Origin of the sequence: Pedobacter roseus, from assembly GCF_014395225.1 — a bacterium.
Lineage (GTDB): Bacteria > Bacteroidota > Bacteroidia > Sphingobacteriales > Sphingobacteriaceae > Pedobacter > Pedobacter roseus.
Genome location: NZ_CP060723.1, coordinates 2,909,003 through 2,928,905, shown reverse-complemented (window position 1 = coordinate 2,928,905; position 19,903 = coordinate 2,909,003). Strand labels below are relative to the sequence as shown.

Below are 19,903 nucleotides of genomic sequence, written 5' to 3'. Positions count from 1 at the left end.
TTTTTGATGCACTTTTTGATATAATTTATCAAAACTGATTGTGCTTGCCGGAGTTTTGTTTAGCTTAGATATTCTGAATAACTAACCAAATTATGGACACTTTCCGCAAATACATCACCCCGGGTACCGAAGCTGATGCAAAACAGCCTGATTGGGGAATTTCTATATTAAATGTGGGCCATTATATCCATCCGGCAGGGAAAAAATATCCGGATGCCGTGCATCCCGATGCTTACTTTTTTGATTACTCCAAAGGCAGGGTACTTTCAGAGTATCAGCTAGTTTACATCGCATCAGGTACAGGTACTTTTGAAGCCGAATTTATAGGTAAGGTAGATGTGCAGCCTGGAACCATTTTTTTCCTGTATCCAGGTATCTGGCACCGCTTTAAACCAGATGAAAAAAATGGATGGAGCGAGTATTGGGTAGGGTTTGGCGGAAGTTATGCCAACCACCTCATGAAACAGGATTGTTTTAGTGCAGAACACCCATTAATTTACATGGGTTTTAATGCCGAATTTATTAATATTTTTATCCAGTTGATTGATACCATTAAGTTTGATGGAATGGGGAGCAACCAATTGGCAGGCTGTTTAACCATTCAGCTTTTAGGGCTTGTATATGCATCTGCACTTTTAAAATTACAATCGAGCAGCCGCAAGGCACAAATTATCAATAACATTAAATACAGCATTCACGAAAACCTGAATAGTGATATTTCTCCCGAAAAACTTGCCGAAAAACATAATGTAAGTTATGCCTGGTTTAGAAAATCATTTAAAGAAATTACGGGTCAGTCGCCCGGCCAATATCAATTAAACCTCAAAATACAAAAAGCGGCAAAAATGCTGCTCGAAACTGATCTCGGTATTTCTGATATTGCCTACCAAAATGGCTTTGAATCTGAATATTATTTTTCCAGGTTATTCAAATCAAAGATGAGTCTTTCGCCATCAAGATATAGAAAGGAATTTTTAAACAGGCAGGTCAATAATTCCATTTGAATGGATTTATAAAATTGATTTTAAATAAAGGAAAAAATTTTAACCCAATAATAAAAATCAAAATATGAATCTCAATGATCAAAAAGTGTATTTATTCATATCGGGCCAAGCAGTAGATTTAGCAGGAAATAATTCCAGGATTTTACCTAACCAGATAAATAAAAATTGCAGGATCTTTTTACGTTAAAACATTTATTAAAAATGTTTCCGGTTGTTTAATCATTAACGGGAAGCCACGGTATCGGTAAAATTTCAGATAAACATCATTCTGTCCATAAAAAATAGAAACAAAAAATAAAGATGCGCAAAAATACATTGAAGATTGGTCTGTTCGGTATCGGCCTGGATACTTATTGGGATCAATTTGAGGGCTTGGAGACCAGATTAAAAAACTACCTTTCTATTATTGAAGAAAAAATTGCAGCTTTTCATCCTAACCTAGTTAACCTTGGGATTGTAGATAATATTGATAAAGCTTTTGATGCCGGCGACCGTTTCAGGAGCGAAAGCGTAGATCTTATATTTCTTTATGTAAGCACCTACGCACTTTCATCAACGGTTTTACCTGTAGTGCAAAAGGCAAAAGTTCCTGTAATCATTTTGAATATTTCACCGGAGGCCGCTATTGATTACGAAAAATTTAATCAAATGGGCGATAGTGTAAAAATGACAGGAGAGTGGCTGGCATTTTGTTCTGCCTGCCCGGTTCCCGAAATTGCAAACGTCTTCAATCGCACCGGTATAAAATTCCACCAGATCACAGGTATGCTCCACGGCGATGAAGAATTATGGAATGAGGTAGCCCAATGGGTGGAGGCCGCAAAAGTAAAAAATATTATGTCTAACAACCGGATGGGCTGTTTGGGGCATTATTATAGCGGTATGCTCGATATTTACACAGATATAACCAAACAGTATGCTTATTTCGGGGGCATATCGAAATGCTTGAGGTGGAGGAATTGGCCTCTCTGAGGAAAACGGTAACAACAGAACAGGTTGCCGAAAGAATTGAACATTTCAAAGATCAGTTTGATGTACAGGCCGATTGTTCTCCCGAAGATCTTCAGGAATCTTCAAGAACCTCCGTTGCCATGGACTTACTGGCAGAGAAGTATAAACTTGGATCATTTGCCTACTATTATAAGGGAACCGGTAATAAGGATAACGAAGATACAATCAGTTCTATCATTTTGGGTAATTCATTACTTACAGCGCGTGGAATTCCGGTAGCTGGAGAATATGAAATTAAGAATGTTCAGGCCATGAAAATAATGGACAGCTTTGGGGCGGGAGGCTCCTTTACAGAATATTATGCTATGGATTTTAAAGATGATGTAGTTTTAATGGGGCATGATGGCCCTGGTCATATTGCCATAGCCGAAGGAAAAACAAAAGTGAAGCCACTTAAGGTGTACCATGGAAAAGTTGGCAGGGGTTTATCAGTAGAAATGTCGGTGAAGAATGGTCCGGTTACCTTATTGTCTGTGGCCGAAACCAAAGATGGCAAGCTTATACTTTTAGTAGCGGAAGGAGAATCAGTGAAGGGACCTATTCTCCAGATTGGAAATACCAATAGCCGGTATAGATTTAGTATTGGTGCACGGAGGTTTGTAGATGCCTGGAACCTTAACGGGCCGGCCCACCACTGTGCTGTGGGCATAGGACACATTGCCGATAAGATAGATAAGCTTGGCGAATTGTTGGATATGGCTGTAATCAGGGTGTGTTAATATACTGGAATGAGGTTACAAACAGCCAAATCAGGAGATAAATAAAAACAGGCCGCATTCATCAGTTTGAGCTGGATGTATTCCTGTACTGATTTTCCGGCATCTTTTTTAATTAGATCGCTAAAATAATCGGATGTAAAATATCCGTTGATCATTTAGTTTATTTGATTGATAGTCATTATAAAAATAACAAACCCTACCTGGCTTTCGGGGTGGGGTTTGTTATTTACTGTTTCTTCTTCGCATTAGAGATGTTTTAGGGTAAAATCGTATCAGGTGGTAATGGTGCATCACGGTTGTAAACCATGATATCGGCCACTTCCTGTGCAATTTTAGCACCATCTAATTTTTCGATAAGGTAAAGTGCGCCATCGATCCCTGAAGTAACACCGCCAGTTGTTACGTAATTGCCATCTGCTACATACCGCTCATTTTTGATAAAATTGATATCAGGATATTCCTTCTGGATATCTTCAATTGCAGCCCAGTGGGTGGTTGCATTCTTTTTGCTGAGCAATCCTGTTTTTGCCAGAATATAAACACCAATACAAACTGACATGATCACAATCTCCGGATTTTTGGCTTTCCCGATAATCCATTTGATCAGTTTATCCGAGCCACTGCCAAAAGATAAGGTACTACCTTCGGGCATAATCTGGCCTGGAATAACGATAATATAGGGCTGAGGACAATTTTTTAACGTAAAGTCGGGTGTAATGTTGACAACTAAACGTTCACTTTTGATTTTTTTAGCAGATTCTGCAACGGTGAATACGTGGTATTTATCCTGGTTATAACGGTTTGTTTTTACAAATACGTCGAGCGGGCCGTTCATATCGATCAGTTCAACACCCGGATATATTAGGACAGCCACATTTATTTTTTTATCCATTGTGGTCATATTTATGACATTAAAGCTTTAATAAAAAAGCTGCCCGAAATGGAGGCAGCTTTTTATCAGTCATTTGATTTATGAAACCTGCATATTGAAGGCCGAACTGTTCATCAACATGGGTGCCTCTGCAACCAATCCTTTTCCAAGGCTATCAGCCATCAGCATCATATTACCGGGTGCACGTGCAGTGAGCAATTTGTTGGCGTTTGCCTGGTTGGCAACGGTAAACTTGGCAAATTCCGTTTCATTGCCCGATCTTCCGTTGATCTGTACATCAAAAATAGCCCTGGCAATTTCATCCTCCGTAAACTGGTAGAGCGTAAACGATGCAGATACTTCGAGGTGTGTTAAACAGTTTTTGCAGGCCACAACGCGCCACCTGCTCAGCACTGGTTCAGCGCCCAGGAAATGTCGAATGCCATCTATGGTAGCGTATGCAGAAAGTACGAATGAACCATTTATTTTAGCCCGGTTGATGCCATTTATGGTTAGCACCTTATCGCTTTTGTGTACTTCCTGTGGGGCAGATGCTTGCAGTTTCAAAGCACTTGCCTGGTCAGTATCATCAAGTGAGAGGCTCTCGTAAGTAAAGCCCAGCTGGTTCTCTATGTCGAAAACATCGCTCGAGCGGAAATAGCGTTCTTGCCCGTTCTCCACCATTTTAAAAGGGAAAAGTGGCGAATCCATGGTCAGCTGCTCGCTCGGTTCGTAGCCTACAGGTGGTTGCTGCCCTTCGTTATTGGTCCCAGGATATTGCTGGTCGGCAGGGAAGCCCGGTACCGAAAGGTCAAGATTGGTGGTAGAATTGTGTTTTTTCTGCCACATCCAGAATATGCGGTCTACATTGCAATGGTGGAAGAAGAAAATCGGGTCGAGGCCTGCAGTTTCGTTTTCGCCCATATCGCCGTTAGCGTTTGATGGTACATTGGGATTTGGAGAGTTGGGGTTGGCATCCTGTCCGGGCATATTAACGCCGCCTACCGAAAGGTGGATACTGCCATGTGGCGATTCAAGCGATTGTGCATTAATATTATTGTATTTGGGATCGTTCCACTCGCTGCGGGAAGTATTGTTAGAGAATACCGTATAGCAAGGTGCATCGAGGCTTTTTTTATAACTGTCGTACACACCACCCCTGAACTTGCCTACGGGTGTGAGTGGATTGTTGGGGTTAAACTGACCTGGTATTTCTACTGTACCACTCAGCCAGCCGATCACATTATCGTTCAATAATTGAGTGGTCAGCTTTACGTTGATGGTATTGGTGCCCGGTATATAATAGGCACTGTTATTAAGTTCGGCTGCTGCACGGTCGGTAGGTCGGCCCACCAGGCCTGATAACGGATATCTTACAGTTTCGTAACCCTGAGGTTTGGAATAAGAACTTACTTCCACATAATCATGCAAAGCCACTGGCAATACAAAAGATTTTAAAGGATTAGGGATGGTTACATTATTCGAAAAAGTGAAATATTCATCGGTAAGAACGGGCGGTACACCTAAAAACTCTTTGCTGCCATCCGGCTTAGTAATTTTATAGGTTTGGTCCCAGTAAGGGAGCATTACGCTTTCGCAGCCGGGAACGCTTTGTAGCGCTTTTTCCAGTTTATGCAGGTACACCCGGTGCCAGGTAGGGAAAAGTATATTGCCATGGTTGCAATAACCTCCCCAATAGCTGCCATCATAAGCGCCGCGGCCTACAAAAGGCTCCCCGTGGAAACCACCTAGCGTCATAAATGAATTGGGATGATCAGCTGGCAATGCCTTGATAAACTGCCAGGCTACTATAAGCTTTTCCAGCTCTTCGGGCTTGCCGTTATTAAAATCGTTGTAAATGTTTTGAATCGACCTGCGTACTTTTAGTGTTGATTTCATTGGTTAGTTTTTTTTATTTGAATGGATATGTTTATGATTGGGTAACTTGCTGTTTGCCAAATGCAAAGCGTAACCGGCCAGCTGAGAGGCTGTTGAGCAGTGAGCCGCCGATGATAAAAGCCATGCCAATCATTAGCAAACTTTGTTCAGAAGGAAAAAGCACACGGGCCGCGATTAGCGATAGCGCGCCAAGCAGACTGATGGAAAATGGAAGATAGCCAACCCGCGGCGCCCTGCGGAACAACAGGAACATGTGTACGCCCAGCATTATAAATAGTACCGGGAGCAGCCAGCCCATGTAGGGCAGCCTCGCAATACTGAGAGAGCCGAACATGCTCATGTATGCCGCCCAGCACATCGGGCATTTTGGAAAAAAGGCAATGAGTACACTCAGCAATGTCGAAAAGAAAGATTGCAGTACTGTTTTGGTTTTAGCAGGTACCGGAGGCGGTACAACTGCCTGTTTCTCTGCCGGAGCGTTGCAGCAGCATTTGGGCGTTAAATCTAGATGGTTCATATAGGATGTTTTTTCTTGTTTAGTCAACCAGTTTCTGATATTCGGCAAAGAAGAATACGGCTACACCAACCGGGCTTGTGCCAGTAGTAAACAGGAGTACAGCTATTGTAAATAGTATGGTTCACGGTGGAGCGGTAATTTTCTATTGCGTTGATTTATAAAGCGTAACCTAAAGATAGAGCCTGGAGGAGTTAGAAAAAACCGTTTTAATACTGTTTTTTATATGGATTATTTTTTTATATTATCGTTTTAACCTGAAGACTGTCGTGTCTGTATAATCTCATCCTTAAAATACTTAAAACTGAGTATAAAAAATGGAGGGTTAATTGTTTAGTTTTGGTGTAACCTAAACCAATTAGGAATATTTTTCAAGACTCCATACGTTAAATTAATCTCTCATGTATAAGCTCATCCCACCAACATTCCTGCTGCTTTAAGTGTAATCCATCTCGGCAATGTAGTTGAATAATTCAATTGCTGAATCGTTATAATATACCTCACAGGAGGAGAAACGGATATCTGGCAATGGGCTTTGGTATCGTCTCTTTACCTGTCCCAAACAACCAAACCAAACAAACAAAATTTATGAAAACAGAAAACTACGATGTAATCGTTATTGGCGGAGGCGCCATAGGCTTAGCTACGGCCTGTCAGCTCGGCAAGCGAAAGGCTTCCACACTGGTACTCGAACAATTTACTTTCGTAAACCAGTTGGGCAGCTCAGCAGGGGTATCGCGCCAGTTCCGGATTCCTTATCCGGATGAATATATGGTACAGATGGCTTTAGATGCGCAGCCCTACTGGGACGAACTGGAAAAGGAAACCGGCACATCCTTATTGGATAAAGTAGGGACACTCTGGTTTGGAGATCCTACAGTACACTCAACCGAAGGCAATATTGCTGAAGCAGAAGCCGCGCTAAAAGCCTTAAATGTTCCATACACTACGCTTACGGCAAAAGAAATTGAAGAAAAATACCACTTTAAAAATTTACCTGAAACCTATACCGGATTGTTCCAGCCAGATGGCGCCAGCATCAATTTCAAAGCCGCCATCGAAGCGCTTTTGAACCTTTGCAAAAAAGAAGAAACCGTTCAGTTAGAAGAAAATTCACCGGTGCTTAAGATTAACCAGATTGGTGAACTTTTCGAAATTGAAACCCCGAATGGCATTTACATCACTAAAAAACTGTCGATTATCCCCGGTCCCTACATCAACAGTGTAATCAACCTGCTCGATTTCAAAATAGAAGCAACTTATTGGAACATGTCATCCGCTTATTTTAAAAAAACTGATCCCAATATACAATACCCAACCTGGTTTGTATTCCAAAATGCAATAGGCGAAAATGGCAATCAATTTTATGGTTTCCCTTCGGTAGACTGGGACCATCCTGAATACATCCGCGTGGCACCCGATTTCGTGATCGAACCCATTGAAGAACCCAGCGACAGAACCTTGATTCCAAATCCGCAAGAATTGGGTTATACAGCTGAATGGGTAAAAGAACACATGACAGGTTTGAGCACCGAGCCAGAATATACTTCAACCTGTTTAATTGCCCTTAGTAAAATCCCGAACAAAGAACTGCTGATCGATTTTGCGCCCAAATATGTGCCAAACCACCAAAACATTGTGTTATACGCCACAGGATGGGCAGCGAAATTTACCCCTTTCTTAGGGAAAGTTATGGCCGATCTGGTATTAGACGGACACACCGATTTTGATATCAGTCCTTTCCAGTTAGGTTATAAATATTTTAAAGCATTCTAAAAAACATCTCAAAATGAATAAAAACACACCTTTAAATACAGGGAAACAACCTGATTTAAAAATAGAAGTTGCCATTATCGGCGCCGGAACCTCTGGCTTATATACTGCTTACCGTTTGGTAACGGATAAAAAATATGCCGCCAGCGACGTACAGATCTTTGACATGAACGATAAGCTGGGCGGAAGGTTAGAATCGGTAATTATGCCAGGCATGAATTTCTGGGGCGAGCTGGGTGGCATGCGTTACCTCACTTCGCAGGAAATTGTAACCACTTTAATTGAAGGTTACCCGCTTTCGGAGCCAGATTTATCGAAACGCATACCAGTATTGAAAGATAAAATGACGCCTGTGCCATTTCCTATGGGCAGTCCGGCAGAACTGATTATGTACCTTAGGAAAGAACACTTTAAACAGGATGCCTGGACGGTTGCGCAGGCAGCTGGAGAAAAACTGAGTACCCGCTATTACCTCAACGACGACGATTTCGGTTTCAGTTCAGATCAGTTGTTCAACAAAATTATATATGAAGTTTTAATGGCCGATCCTTATGTGGCAGAAACTTATGGTAAAAAAATAATTAAAGGAGCCTCGATCTACGATTATTCTTTTGAATTAACGAGCATAGACTGGGACGATATTAAACCTAAACTGGTATATAATTTTCCTAATTCGCCTTATGATCAGCGTAAAGTAAACGACTTGGGTTTCTGGAATTTAATTAAAGATCAGGTTTCGCAGGAAGGTTATGAGTTTTTAGCTAATGCGGGTGGCTATTATTCGAATACCATCAACTGGAACTCGGCAGAAGCTTTTCCTTACATGGTGGGCGATTTCACTGCCGGAACGATTTACAAAACCATCGAAGAAGGTTATGATAGCATTGCTTATGCGGTAGCCAATGCCTATACCGATTATGAAGGCAGCTGCATCTGGTCGAAAAATAAACTGCTTACTTTCACCAAAACGCATCCTTTAACAGAAACGCATAAATACCAGCTCACTTTTTTAAACCTCGAAACCAATACCAAATGGAATGTGTATGCGAATACACTGGTATTGGCGATGCCGAGAAAATCGCTGGAGTTGCTGGATCAGGAGAATTTCTTTTTCAATGTGAACGAAAATTCTTACCTCAATTACAATATCCGTTCGGTAATTATGGAGCCTGCTTTTAAAATATTAATGGGTTTCCAGTACCCCTGGTGGAAGGATCTGGACATCGATTCAGGTCACTCGATTACCGATTTACCGATGAGGCAGTGTTATTATTTCGGTACCGATCCGGAAACGAACAATTCGATGCTCTTGGGCAGTTATGGCGATATGGAAACAGAAACTTTCTGGAAGGCTCTTACCGATGATAAATTGCTTTTCGAGGTAAAACCAGCCAAATCGGCATCTTTAAAAGAATTGCACCAGCTGGATAGTGTACAGGCCACTAAACTGATGGTAGATGAATTAATGACCCAGCTGCGTGAGCTGCACGGGCAGGAGGTAACCATCCCAGAGCCTTATGTAACCTATTTCAGGGATTGGACAGATGAACCTTTTGGCGCAGGATACCATGCCTGGAAGGCAGGTTATTCGGTAGAAAGTGTAATGCCATACATGCGTAAACCCGTTGATGATGAGCAGATCCACATTATCGGCGAGGCGTATTCTGATCAGCAGGGCTGGGTAGAAGGTGCATTCTGCGTCGCGGAAAAAATGTTGCAGGATTATTTTGGACTGGACAGGCCGGTGTGGCTGGATCCAAAATATTATTTAGGTTGGTAGGGAAGGAAGTGATAAAAATTATCGCATAAAGCAAAGGGTATTCAATTATTTGGATACCCTTTTTTGTGAAATTCTTACATACTTTTCCTACGAAAATTTCATAGGCCAGTAGTAAGATATTCACGTTAATTAAACTGCGATAAATCGTCATTTCGACCGTAGTGGAGAAATCTTTATACTACCTTTTGAAAATATTTATAAAGCGTTAGTCATCCGATAGCTATCGGATCCCGCGCAGGCAGGAACCTTAATGCATCTAATATACTTTTGTGTTGCCCCATGCTCGGGCTTGCCTCGGTTCGCCGCCACCGAAGGGCTCTTACCTTTTTCTTGATAAAAAGGTAACCAAAAATCAAGGCTTGCATCTTTCCTTGTAAAAAGCTACGAAAATCTTGATTGCTGCAGTATCGAGGCTCTTACCCTTGCTTATCCCTGCGCGCACGCTTGATCCTGCCTTGGGCTGTGGGGTATGAAAAGGAGTGCAAAGATTTTCGTGCTTTTTCCAGCGGAAATCTGCCAGGCCGGTAGCAGGGCGTACAGGATTGTCCGTATTAATGATGCGATAAATCGTCATTTCAACCATAGTGGAGAAATCATTGTAATTTAACTTTTGAAAGTATTTATAATTCGATCGTTATCCGATAGCTATCGGATCCCGCGCAGGCGGAAACCTTAATGCTTTCACTATTAAGGTTTAATTTAAACTTATGTTTCTTATTGCATTGGGTCTTATATTTTCTTATCTGTCTTATATGGTGAAAAATGTAGTCTAAGTTTTTAAGCTCTCTTATTTAATGTCTTATTTTTCATCAGTGTATTGCACAAGCAAGTTAATAATGGCAGTTTTATCTTCGAGGTATTTATTACACATAAAAATTCCACCGAGCCCTGTTTTTGGATTAAAGAATAAAAAAGAACTCACACCAGGGTCGTCGCCATCGTGGCCAATGGTACCATTAGTGTACAGGTTCCAAAAAATGCCTTTGTTGCGTTTTGCTAAACTGATTCCTTTGGGTGGTTCATTTGCAGAAAACTGCGGGCTAAACATAGTCTTGTAGGAAGAATTTTTTAACAAAGATTCATCTCCATGGTAGCCTTTAATCATGGCCATTATATATTTACTAAGTTCGAGCGTATTGGTGCGCAAGCCTCCTTCAGGATAGGTAATAAAATGATAATAAGGAAATGCGGCATTGCGCTTATAATATGGCCGTGCATAATCTTTTAAATCTGCTTTATTCAGTTTCCATGCAGAATGGGGCATCCCAAGAGGTTTTAAAATGTATTTCGTAACAAAATCTGCATAAGGCATACCAGATTTAATTTCGATTAAATAAGCCGCCAATGCAGAAGCAATGTTGCTGTAGCTGGAAGAGAGTCCCGGAGCATCCTTTCCGAAATTTTCCTGATGGTAATATTTTCCTTCAGTAGATAAATAGTCATACATAAATCTACCTAGCGCACTATCGCTAACCTGTTGCCGGTAACCCAGTTCCTGTAGTACCTTATAAGCAGAACTATCAAAAGGGGCTAAATCGGTATCAAAATGATATACATTGGGGAAAACAGAAGGATTATCTACAATGCCAGAGCTGTGGTTGCTAAGGTGGCGGATGGTAATGATTCCATTGGGGGCATTCGGGTTAGTAATTTTAAATGGAAGTATGGTGTTGATATCAGCATCGAGGTTAAAGTAACCCAGTTCTACAGCTTTCATCAGGGCCACTGCAATAAAGGTTTTACTTACCGAACCGATATTCTGTATACTATGGCTGCTGTATTTTGTATGTTGCTCCATGTTGGCATAACCAAAATTATGCTGGTAGACGATTTTATGGGCATCAACCAATACCACCGACATACCGGGCAAACTATCTTTTTCATACAAACCCTGCAGTGATTTGCTTAGCAATTGTGCTTTGCTTTGACTCCATGCAATATTATTACAGGTTAATACAAGCAAACCTATCCATATAAACTTCCATTTTTTCATGTAATCATATTTTAATCTGCAGCAAATTTACAGATCGGCCAGCTGAGAAGATTGTAAAAAACCGAAATGCCCCGATGCAGGTAAAATGTAACCACTCTGATCAAAGAGGGAAGGTACTTCGTTCATAATGCGCTGATAAGACCTGATAAAGTGAGACTGGTCGTAATAACCATGGCGGTGGGCAAGCGCACTTAAATAACCACGTGATTGAAACTGATCAAGTTCATCGATAAGTTTCCTGAACTGCAAAATCTGCTGAATCTCTTTTGCAGTAGGCCCAACAAGTTCTTTGAATTTCTGTTCGATACGGCGTTGGGTATATCCTGATGGCAATACCAGGTTGGCAACGCGCTGTTCCTGAGCAGGTAGCTTTTCGAGCTGGTTGAAAGCCCATTGAATTAGCGAAGTATTGGCATTTCTTTGCAGATAAATTTGCAGGTTTTTATAGAGTTCTGCTGCTACAAACTCTGGTGCAGCCTGGTTTACATTCAACAGCCTGTTATACAGTTTTAGATTTAGGTATTCCAAACTGATTACATTGTTGACGAGCTCTTTCATCGGGAAATTGGTAATAAGTGCAGGCAGCCATGGTTTTACCTGAGCCATTACGGCCCTTGTATGCGGTGATAAGGTAATGCCAACGCGCCTGGTCATTTGCCCTGCAAGATAAATGCCTGCCTGTAAGTTAATTAACTGATCTTCAATTTTTAAAGAAACACCATTCCCGTCAATAAAAACGATTGTACAGTAACCATTCGGAAGCGCATATTTAACTGGCGTGTAAAAGGGATTCGGTATATTGTTGAGTGTCCAGAATTTTTGGATATAGCCGTGATAACGGTCTGGAACAGAAAGCTCGCTGTAATAGGTGCTCATTTTTTATTGCTGATCGGTCAACTTGCAATCATATCATACTAATATCTTAATTTAATAATTGATATCAAATTTGATCAGGTATAAATACAGTTTCTTCAAAATTATTGTGAATGCAAAAGTACCGACGGTGCCATCCCAAATGCTTTTTTAAAGGCAAAAGAAAAGTGCGAAAGGTCTTCGAAACCTACCTGGAGGTAAACCTCTGTGGGTTTCTGTTTTTTCTTCTGGATCAGGAAATGCGCTTCCTGTAAACGTTTTTGGATCAGCCAGCGCCTAGGCGCTTCTTTAAAAGTTTTTTCAAAATCGCGTTTAAAACCCGAAATACTTCTCCCCGTAAGGTAGGCAAAACGCTCTATGCTTACATTAAATTTGAAGTTCCTGTTCATAAAAGATTCCAGGTCGATTTTTCCGGGTTCGCTGAAATCGAAGATCACATTCCGAAGTTCCGGGTTGGTTTTAAGCAAGAGCAGTACCAGCTCTTTTTTCTTCAGGAACATCAGTTCGATGCTTTCGGTATCGGTGCTTTGGATATAAGGACTTACCGACTGTACATAATTTGCAAATAGCAGATTGGGCTCGAGTGGGATAATTGCACTGTTTATGGAAGAAACTTCTTCATGATAACCGTATTCTTTTTGAAAAGCTTTTAAAAAATCCTGGTTTAAAAAGGTAGAAACCGTTTTAAATTCACCACCTTCCGGGCCTTTTTTAAAATACCTGGCTAAACTGTTTCTTTTCGCAAAACAATAATCACCATTTTTTAGATGATATTCTTTATTCCCATCATAAAATGAAATGGAACCTGCAACGATATAAATAAAGATATGCTCCGGAATAAACTGCTCGGCCGAAATGGTAGGCTGGTAGTGGCAGGAGCTGGCCATTGATTCGTTCATATTGTTGTATTTTATAAATCGATCGTCATCTCGACCGGAGCATGGCGGAGAGGAGAGATCTATCTAAATAGATTTCTCGACTTTGTTGCACCCGATAGCTATCGGGTTCGCCCGAAATGACGATCACGCGTTGAATTTCTCAGAATGACAGATTTTTTCTTAAAGATACTTTTTATAACTCTCTTTAATCGTATTTACATAATCCTGATCAGACAATGTTTGCCTGTTTGCCATGCGTTTTTTAAAATCATCGTTTCCTACCACATACCTTAAGGTATCTTTCTCATCTGTGGCAGCTTCGTAAATTGCAGCTGCAACTTCTTCGGCGGTAGCCAATTGCAGGCCAGATAAACTGGCGAAAAGCTGTCCGGCTGCCCCAATAAAATGATTGTAATCTTCGATTACCGGTTTGCCTGAGAATTTTTCGCCGCTTACTGCACTAAAGTTAGTAGTAGTACCACCAGGCTCTACAATTTTTACCCCGATGTTAAGGTCGGCAAGTTCGAATGATAAAGATTCTGAAAAACCTTCTAACGCAAATTTTGAAGCAGCATACAGCGAAATTAATGGCAGTGTAAATTTACCTGCTCCAGAGCTGATGTTGATAATGGTACCCGATTTTTTCTCCCTAAAATGGGGAAGAATAGCCCGGATGGTGTCCATCACGCCAAAAACATTAATGTCGAATTGTGTTCTTACCTGTTCTTCGGGCGTTGCCTCAAAAATCCCGAATTCGCCATAACCTGCATTGTTTACCAGTACATCTATACCGCCAAATTTTTCTATTCCCTGCTGTATGGCCGATTGAATGGTTTCTTGTTTTTGTACATCAAGTTTAGTAATGAAGATACTTTCATTATGGATTAAATCCTGCTCTTTTTCAGGATTGCGCATGGTGGCAATGACATTCCAGCCATGAGCGGCGAAATGTTTAGCGCTTGTTTTTCCGATACCTGATGATGCTCCGGTAATTAATATGGTCTTTTTCATGTTCTTTATTTTATAGCACAAAGTTGATGATTAATTGAAGTTGCTGTTTTGTTGTACGGTCCAATATGTTTTGTTGTACAGCTCGAAAAATGTAAAATGGATGATGTTAGATGGATGATAGAGAGACTCAAATTGCATACCCTGCGCATTCCGCTTTGCATGCTTTGCGTTTAAAATTTCCACTTTGCCATGGGCACCATACTAACTAATGACCAATTAACTAATGACCAATGACGAATAGACCAATGACCAATAAACATTTTCATAACATAAAATTCCCCTTTAGTAATAGATAGTTTTTAATTATTTTCGTCCTGCAAGCTTAAACCAAACCATGCCTTATATCCTAAACGTTCCCTTTGCTGATAAAGACGAGGCCAAAGCGCTCGGGGCTTACTGGCTTATTGAAATCAAAAAGTGGGTTATTCCCGATCACATTGCAGATATCAATCGTTTTGCAAAATGGATCCCTTCAGGGCGTTTAGATTGCATTGTCAGGAAACCTTATTTATTGGCTAAAGCCACCAGGATCTGCTGGAAATGCGGACAAAAAACACCGGTAATGGCTCCGGCTGCCGTAAATTACTATCATTTAGAACAAGTAGACGAAGATGATCCTGATGGTGGTGAGGTTGCCTGGGTTAAGGGCGAAAATCCAACCTTGTTTAGTTATCTCCAAAGTGCAGATCTTCCTGCTATGGAATATTTAAAGAAAGTTCACCCACAGTTTAAATATAGTTTTTCAAAAGCCATTCAATTTTCGTATTGGGCAAATACCTGCAAACATTGCGGCATATTACAGGGTGATTTTGAACTGCATGATGAACCTGGAGGACCGTTTTTTCCAATCGTTTACGATCCCGATGATATCGGGATTACCTCTTTTGAACTGGAATTTGATTATGCCATTGAAGGCGAATATGGTGGCCAGCAGTTTGAAGAAATGGATTTTTCTGAGTTTTTGTAATGTTATTTTAAAAAGCTTCTCCAAGGCTGATATAAAAACCGCTCTGTCTTTCTTCGCTTTTTACCTTTGTACCGATGCCGTAATCCATGCGCACGCTTAATCCTTTTGCCGGATCGAAAAAGTACCTTAAACCCGCACCTACATCAGGCTTAAAGTTATTCAATGCGAAACTGGTACGGCCCCAAACGGTGCCCGTGCCTGCAAACAGCACTGCACCAAAACGGTTGTTAAATCTATAGCGTAGTTCGCTCTGTATGGCCAGCAAATTACGGTCACGGTACCTGCCCGAATAATAACCACGCATCATTTCGTCATTTCCCAATTGCGGAAGGATATAAAAAGGATAATGCTCGCTTTGTAAGCCTTGATAAATACCCTGTGCACCCAATACAAATTTTTCGCCCAGGTTCCAGAAGTTGCGTACGTTAGCCCCGAGCTGGCTCCCTGTAAAATTTGTACCGCCAAAAAAGTCGGGTGCATACTGATAGGTAAGCCTGCCAAAAAAGCCTTTGGTAGGGTAGTTGTTCGAGTTTCGGGTATCATAACTTTGCGAAAGGCCTATAAAGATTACTTTTCCGCCTCTTTTACCTTGAATTTCGGGCCGTTGGGTAAAAATTTTATCAGGTGACCGATCATCAAAAATATAATTTTCATATCCTAAAGAAACGCCTGAATAAAAATTCTTGATAAAGGTTCGTTCCAGGTCGAGTTTTACCTTAAACTGTTGTTGCTGTAATTTATCTTCATCCGCTTTTTTAGTTCGGTTGCCAATCCCATAAAAATTAAAGGGCATTTTCCTGAATCGGATTTCGGCGATGGCATGGTAAATATTGCCTTTGCTCCAGGCATCGCCCAAAATGCTGAAATTGTAGGTTTTTTTTGTAGAGTAGGAGGCTGTACCCGAAAAATTGGAGCTTCGGTTGGTGGTATCTTTACGGTCGGCATAAAAAGAAAATAAGGCACCTGTTCCAAATTCAAAACCGGTTTCCTGCGTGTAACCGAGCACCGGAATGGGCATAAAACTTGATTTCCGTGTGGTATCTTTCTCGTTTGATAACAACTTCTTAATCAGTTTGATCTGGGCCTGACACTGGAACATGATAAGTAGACCCGTTGCCAACAGCAGCATCTTTTTCATGGCGCAAATAAAGTAAATTATTTCAGGATTTTTATGAACTGTAAATGAAGACAGACCTGTTTTATTGCTTTCTGTAACTTATTTTTTTTCTTAGTCTGTTAATTCATTAAAATGTTCCTATTTTTAGACATAACTAATTATTGATTAATTTTTACAACAGGCATTTTGCTTATTCGTTATAGAATAGTAAACAGCTATATTTTTATGCATAAAGCAAAGTCTTTTCTTTCCAACCTGGTCTACAATAAATTTTTCTGGCAATTTTTCCTTGCTGTTTTCATGCTCGGTATGGCTGTATTCTTTATCCGGAACCAGCATGTAGAAGTGATACAGATTACCAGGCAACTGGATACTGCCGTGCCGCTATATGTGGTATTGGGTATTTTGCTTACCGGTGTTTACATTTTAGCACAAGGGCAGATGTATGTACACAGTTTTAAAGCCCTTAATGTTCATATTTCGCTAGGCAATGCCATAAAACTTTTTTTAAAGCGTAACCTCATCAGTGTTTTTTTGCCTGCCGGAGGTTTTTCGTCGCTTATATTTTTTACAAGGGAAATTGAAGAGAAAGGGATTTCAAAATCCAAAATCCACTTATCATCCACCTTATTTGCATTTTGCGGTATTCTTTCCGTTGTAGTGGTGGCCATTCCGGTATTGGGTATCGCGCTATTATCTACCCGATTAGGACGGGTAGAAATCATCAGTTTTATATTCCTGTTGCTTTTAACCGCATTTCTTTTTGTCACCATTTATTCCATTTCGAAAAAAGGCTGGGCTTATCAGTACATTTCGAAGATCAGGCCTTCATTGGTTACCGTTTTCGATGATATGATCGAAGAACACATCAACAGGAAACAGTTTTGGTTAACGCTGCTGGTTTCTATCATCATTGAGTTTATCGGCATCCTGCATTTATACATCTGTATGCTGGCGCTAGGTTTTCAGGCCAGTTTACCAGCTGCGATTGTAGGTTACATTGTTATGGTGATTTTGCTTATTGCCTCACCGTTTTTAAGAGGATTAGGGACCATTGAGGTCTCGCTTACTTTTATACTCGGGCAGTTTGGTTTTCCGCTTATTGCTGCGGCAACCATCACGCTAATGTTCCGCTTTTTCGAATTCTGGTTACCTTTAATTGGCGGCATCATCAGTTTTATACTCAAAAAGGATAGCATTATCTTACGTGTACTGCCTGCCTTTATCATTTTGATTTTGGGCGTGGTGAATATCATTTCTTCGATAACCCCGTCCATCCCAACCAGGCTTAGACTGGTAAGGGACATCTTGCCTGAAGACTTGATTGTAACCAGTAATGCGCTGGTGCTAATTTTTGGGCTCATACTGGTGATGGTGAGTATATTTTTGCTACAGGGATCGAAACGCGCCTGGTATGTGGCTTTGTCTCTTACCTTGTTTTCCATCCTTGGCCACTTATTAAAGGCTGCCGATTATGAAGAGGCCATATTGGCTTTAATTGCAGGATCGACGCTGTTTTATACCCGCGATAATTATAAACTTAAACCGCATCCAAAATTTGTAAGGGTGAGTTACTGGGTATTTTTATACGCCATTGCAGCAGTGTTTGCCTACGGTGTGCTTGGTTTCTATTTTATGGAAAAAAGGCATTTTGGGGTAGAATTCAAATTTGTTGATTCGGTAAAAGCCGTTTTAAAGGTAATTTTCTTTATTGATGATAAAGCGCTTAACCCGCTTACCAAATTTGGCACCCATTTCGAGCAGTCGATTTATGCGGCCAGTGGTTTAGTAATTCTTTTTATCATTTTTAGTTTGCTAAAACCATACTTTTTTAAACCTTATAACAGTCCTGAAGATTTTGTTGAGGCAGATACTTTGTTAAGTGAGAAAGGAAATTCGGCACTCGATTATTTTAAAACCTATCCTGATAAGTTTATCTATTTTAACGAGAGCCGTACCGCATTTATCAGTTTTAAGATTACCCGGCATTTTGCCCTTGTACTGGAAGATCCTGTTGCAGACAATGCAGAGGAAAAAATTGCCATGATCAAAAAATTTGAGGAAAGGTGTAAGGAGACCGGATTTATAGCGGCTTACTATAGGGTACCCCACGAATCGTTATGTTTATATAAATCAATCGGTAAAAAGTTTATTCCGATAGGTGAGGAGGCTGTTTTAGATCTTACTTCCTTTACTATCGATGGCGGTAAAATGAAAACCACCCGGAGCGCCATCAATAGATTGAGTAGTGAAGGATTTATTTTTAAGGTGTACAAAGGACTACAGAAAGAAGGATTGCTCCAAAAACTTCAAACTGTTTCGGATAACTGGCTGAGGGATTTAAACCAGAAGGAAGTGGCTTTTACGCAAGGTGTTTTTGATAAAACGATATTGAAAAACCAAACCATTTTGACCATTGAAGATGCAGAAGAAAAAGTTTATGCTTTCTTAAACCTTGTACCTGATTATGCACCGGGAGAGGCCACTTACGACCTCATCAGAAAAGAGACCGACGCACCAAACGGCGTGTTGGATATGCTGCTGGCCAAAACATTTTTATACCTTAAAGAAGAAGGTTTTAAAAGTGTAAACATGGGCCTGGCGCCGTTATCGGGAATAAATGGCGAAGATTTTACGCAAAAAACGATTAAATATGCTTACGATAACCTGAAGGCTTTTGCACAGTTTAAAGGCTTGAGGAAATATAAAGAAAAATTCTACCCATCATGGAATAAAAAATACCTGATATACAGCCATCATTACCATCTGTTACAGGTGCCAAATGCCTTAAAACGGATTTCGGAAGGCAGTTAACTATAGGCCGTTTTGGATGGCAGCAACTACTTTTTTGGTATCGTTATTAAATTTGTGCGATCCGGGTATCAGGCTTTTGGTGATGTTTTTCTTATCCGGAATGGCTTTGTAGACATCACTGTCTTCATCTTCACCAAAAATAAACAAGAGTTTTCCGCTGATTTTATTGATTTCGGGCAAAACCTTGTATTTGGCATTTTTACTGCCGAAACCCATCATATCGGATATGTGGATCACAAAATCAGTTGAATTTGACGGAGAAAGCAAAATGGTGGATTTCAATTTAGGCTGTATGTCCTTTGCTAAACGTGGTATTAAAAACAAGGCAGCATCAGCACCGAAAGAATAACCCAGAATCGAAAATTCATCTTTATCCCAGTTTTTTAAGTAAGATTCTATTACGGCATTCAGGTCTTGCGCCAATTTATCGGGTGTTTTTTGATCCCAGAAATACTTTCTGCTGTCTAAAGCAACCACTGCATAGTTTTTATCATGGAGCGATTGTACAAGGTCTTGCGAAAAACTGTTCATGCCACCATCGCCGCTAAGGTAAAAAATAATGCTTTTTGCCGTTGGTTTTGCTTTTGCTGTTAAGGGGAGTTTTGATGTATCCTGCGCCCGGGTAAAAAGTGCACAAAACAATAAGGTGTAAGCAATGGAAATTCTATAAATCATTTGA

17 protein-coding genes are annotated in these 19,903 nt (G+C 40.6%); 7 read left to right on the top strand and 10 right to left on the bottom strand.

The features are described from left to right. The first annotated feature begins 92 nt into the window (after window positions 1-92). The 3 genes from H9L23_RS12170 (at window position 93) to H9L23_RS26625 (ending at window position 2,734) form a co-directional block, all read left to right on the top strand. Window positions 93-1,004: a helix-turn-helix domain-containing protein gene (locus H9L23_RS12170; RefSeq protein ID WP_187595207.1), complete on the top strand. Its 912-nt coding sequence runs from the start codon at window positions 93-95 to the stop codon at window positions 1,002-1,004. Window positions 1,005-1,304: 300 nt separating this feature from the next. Continuing rightward, on the top strand, window positions 1,305-1,976 hold the full coding sequence (locus tag H9L23_RS26630; RefSeq protein ID WP_246474926.1) for a hypothetical protein: 672 nt from the start codon (window positions 1,305-1,307) through the stop codon (window positions 1,974-1,976). Further along, a complete protein-coding gene (locus H9L23_RS26625; protein WP_246474925.1) occupies window positions 1,946-2,734 on the top strand; it encodes a hypothetical protein in 789 nt (262 codons plus the stop codon). Before H9L23_RS26630 ends, H9L23_RS26625 begins: the two co-directional genes overlap by 31 nt. Here the strand turns inward: H9L23_RS26625 and H9L23_RS12160 are convergent. From H9L23_RS12160 to H9L23_RS12145, 4 genes are all read right to left on the bottom strand, one after another. Further along, the gene (locus H9L23_RS12160) at window positions 2,731-2,889 is read right to left on the bottom strand and encodes a hypothetical protein (RefSeq protein ID WP_187595206.1); all 159 of its coding nucleotides are present in this window, start codon (window positions 2,887-2,889) and stop codon (window positions 2,731-2,733) included. The two genes, H9L23_RS26625 and H9L23_RS12160, sit on opposite strands and share 4 nt — an antisense overlap. A 101-nt stretch (window positions 2,890-2,990) precedes the next feature. Next, window positions 2,991-3,626, bottom strand: coding sequence for a DJ-1/PfpI family protein (locus H9L23_RS12155; protein WP_187595205.1), 636 nt, complete (start codon window positions 3,624-3,626; stop codon window positions 2,991-2,993). A gap of 78 nt (window positions 3,627-3,704) precedes the next feature. Next, window positions 3,705-5,504 (bottom strand): tyrosinase family protein, encoded by a 1,800-nt coding sequence (locus H9L23_RS12150; RefSeq protein ID WP_187595204.1) that lies wholly within the window; start codon window positions 5,502-5,504, stop codon window positions 3,705-3,707. Window positions 5,505-5,535: 31 nt separating this feature from the next. Continuing rightward, complete coding sequence (locus H9L23_RS12145; RefSeq protein WP_187595203.1) at window positions 5,536-6,021, bottom strand: hypothetical protein; 486 nt, start codon at window positions 6,019-6,021, stop codon at window positions 5,536-5,538. A gap of 585 nt (window positions 6,022-6,606) precedes the next feature. Between H9L23_RS12145 and H9L23_RS12140 the strand changes: the two genes are divergently transcribed. Continuing rightward, window positions 6,607-7,794 carry an FAD-dependent oxidoreductase gene (locus tag H9L23_RS12140; RefSeq protein WP_187595202.1) on the top strand — a complete coding sequence of 396 codons (1,188 nt, stop codon included), beginning with the start codon at window positions 6,607-6,609 and terminating at the stop codon, window positions 7,792-7,794. Window positions 7,795-7,807: 13 nt separating this feature from the next. Next, window positions 7,808-9,571, top strand: coding sequence for a flavin monoamine oxidase family protein (locus tag H9L23_RS12135; protein ID WP_187595201.1), 1,764 nt, complete (start codon window positions 7,808-7,810; stop codon window positions 9,569-9,571). Window positions 9,572-10,370: 799 nt separating this feature from the next. On the opposite strand, the gene H9L23_RS12130 is transcribed toward H9L23_RS12135, so the two are convergent. From H9L23_RS12130 to H9L23_RS12115, 4 genes are all read right to left on the bottom strand, one after another. Beyond that, window positions 10,371-11,564, bottom strand: a complete 1,194-nt coding sequence (locus tag H9L23_RS12130) for a serine hydrolase domain-containing protein (RefSeq protein WP_187595200.1) — start codon at window positions 11,562-11,564, stop codon at window positions 10,371-10,373. A gap of 27 nt (window positions 11,565-11,591) precedes the next feature. After that, complete coding sequence (locus H9L23_RS12125) at window positions 11,592-12,440, bottom strand: helix-turn-helix domain-containing protein (protein WP_187595199.1); 849 nt, start codon at window positions 12,438-12,440, stop codon at window positions 11,592-11,594. A 101-nt stretch (window positions 12,441-12,541) separates the two neighbouring features. Beyond that, window positions 12,542-13,336 (bottom strand): AraC family transcriptional regulator, encoded by a 795-nt coding sequence (locus H9L23_RS12120; protein WP_187595198.1) that lies wholly within the window; start codon window positions 13,334-13,336, stop codon window positions 12,542-12,544. 159 nt (window positions 13,337-13,495) lie between these two features. Further along, the gene (locus tag H9L23_RS12115; RefSeq protein WP_187595197.1) at window positions 13,496-14,326 is read right to left on the bottom strand and encodes an SDR family oxidoreductase; all 831 of its coding nucleotides are present in this window, start codon (window positions 14,324-14,326) and stop codon (window positions 13,496-13,498) included. Between the two features lie 334 nt (window positions 14,327-14,660). Here H9L23_RS12115 and H9L23_RS12110 point away from each other — a divergent pair, with 334 nt between their 5' ends. Next, window positions 14,661-15,293 (top strand): DUF5710 domain-containing protein, encoded by a 633-nt coding sequence (locus tag H9L23_RS12110; RefSeq protein WP_187595196.1) that lies wholly within the window; start codon window positions 14,661-14,663, stop codon window positions 15,291-15,293. A gap of 7 nt (window positions 15,294-15,300) precedes the next feature. Here the strand turns inward: H9L23_RS12110 and H9L23_RS12105 are convergent, their stop codons facing one another. After that, the gene (locus H9L23_RS12105) at window positions 15,301-16,431 is read right to left on the bottom strand and encodes a BamA/TamA family outer membrane protein (RefSeq protein ID WP_187595195.1); all 1,131 of its coding nucleotides are present in this window, start codon (window positions 16,429-16,431) and stop codon (window positions 15,301-15,303) included. Between the two features lie 204 nt (window positions 16,432-16,635). Between H9L23_RS12105 and H9L23_RS12100 the strand changes: the two genes are divergently transcribed. Next, entirely contained in the window at window positions 16,636-19,224 is a 2,589-nt protein-coding gene (locus H9L23_RS12100; protein WP_187595194.1) for a phosphatidylglycerol lysyltransferase domain-containing protein, read from the top strand. On the opposite strand, the gene H9L23_RS12095 is transcribed toward H9L23_RS12100, so the two are convergent. Next, the gene (locus H9L23_RS12095) at window positions 19,225-19,899 is read right to left on the bottom strand and encodes an AcvB/VirJ family lysyl-phosphatidylglycerol hydrolase (protein WP_187595193.1); all 675 of its coding nucleotides are present in this window, start codon (window positions 19,897-19,899) and stop codon (window positions 19,225-19,227) included. Window positions 19,900-19,903: the final 4 nt, after the last annotated feature.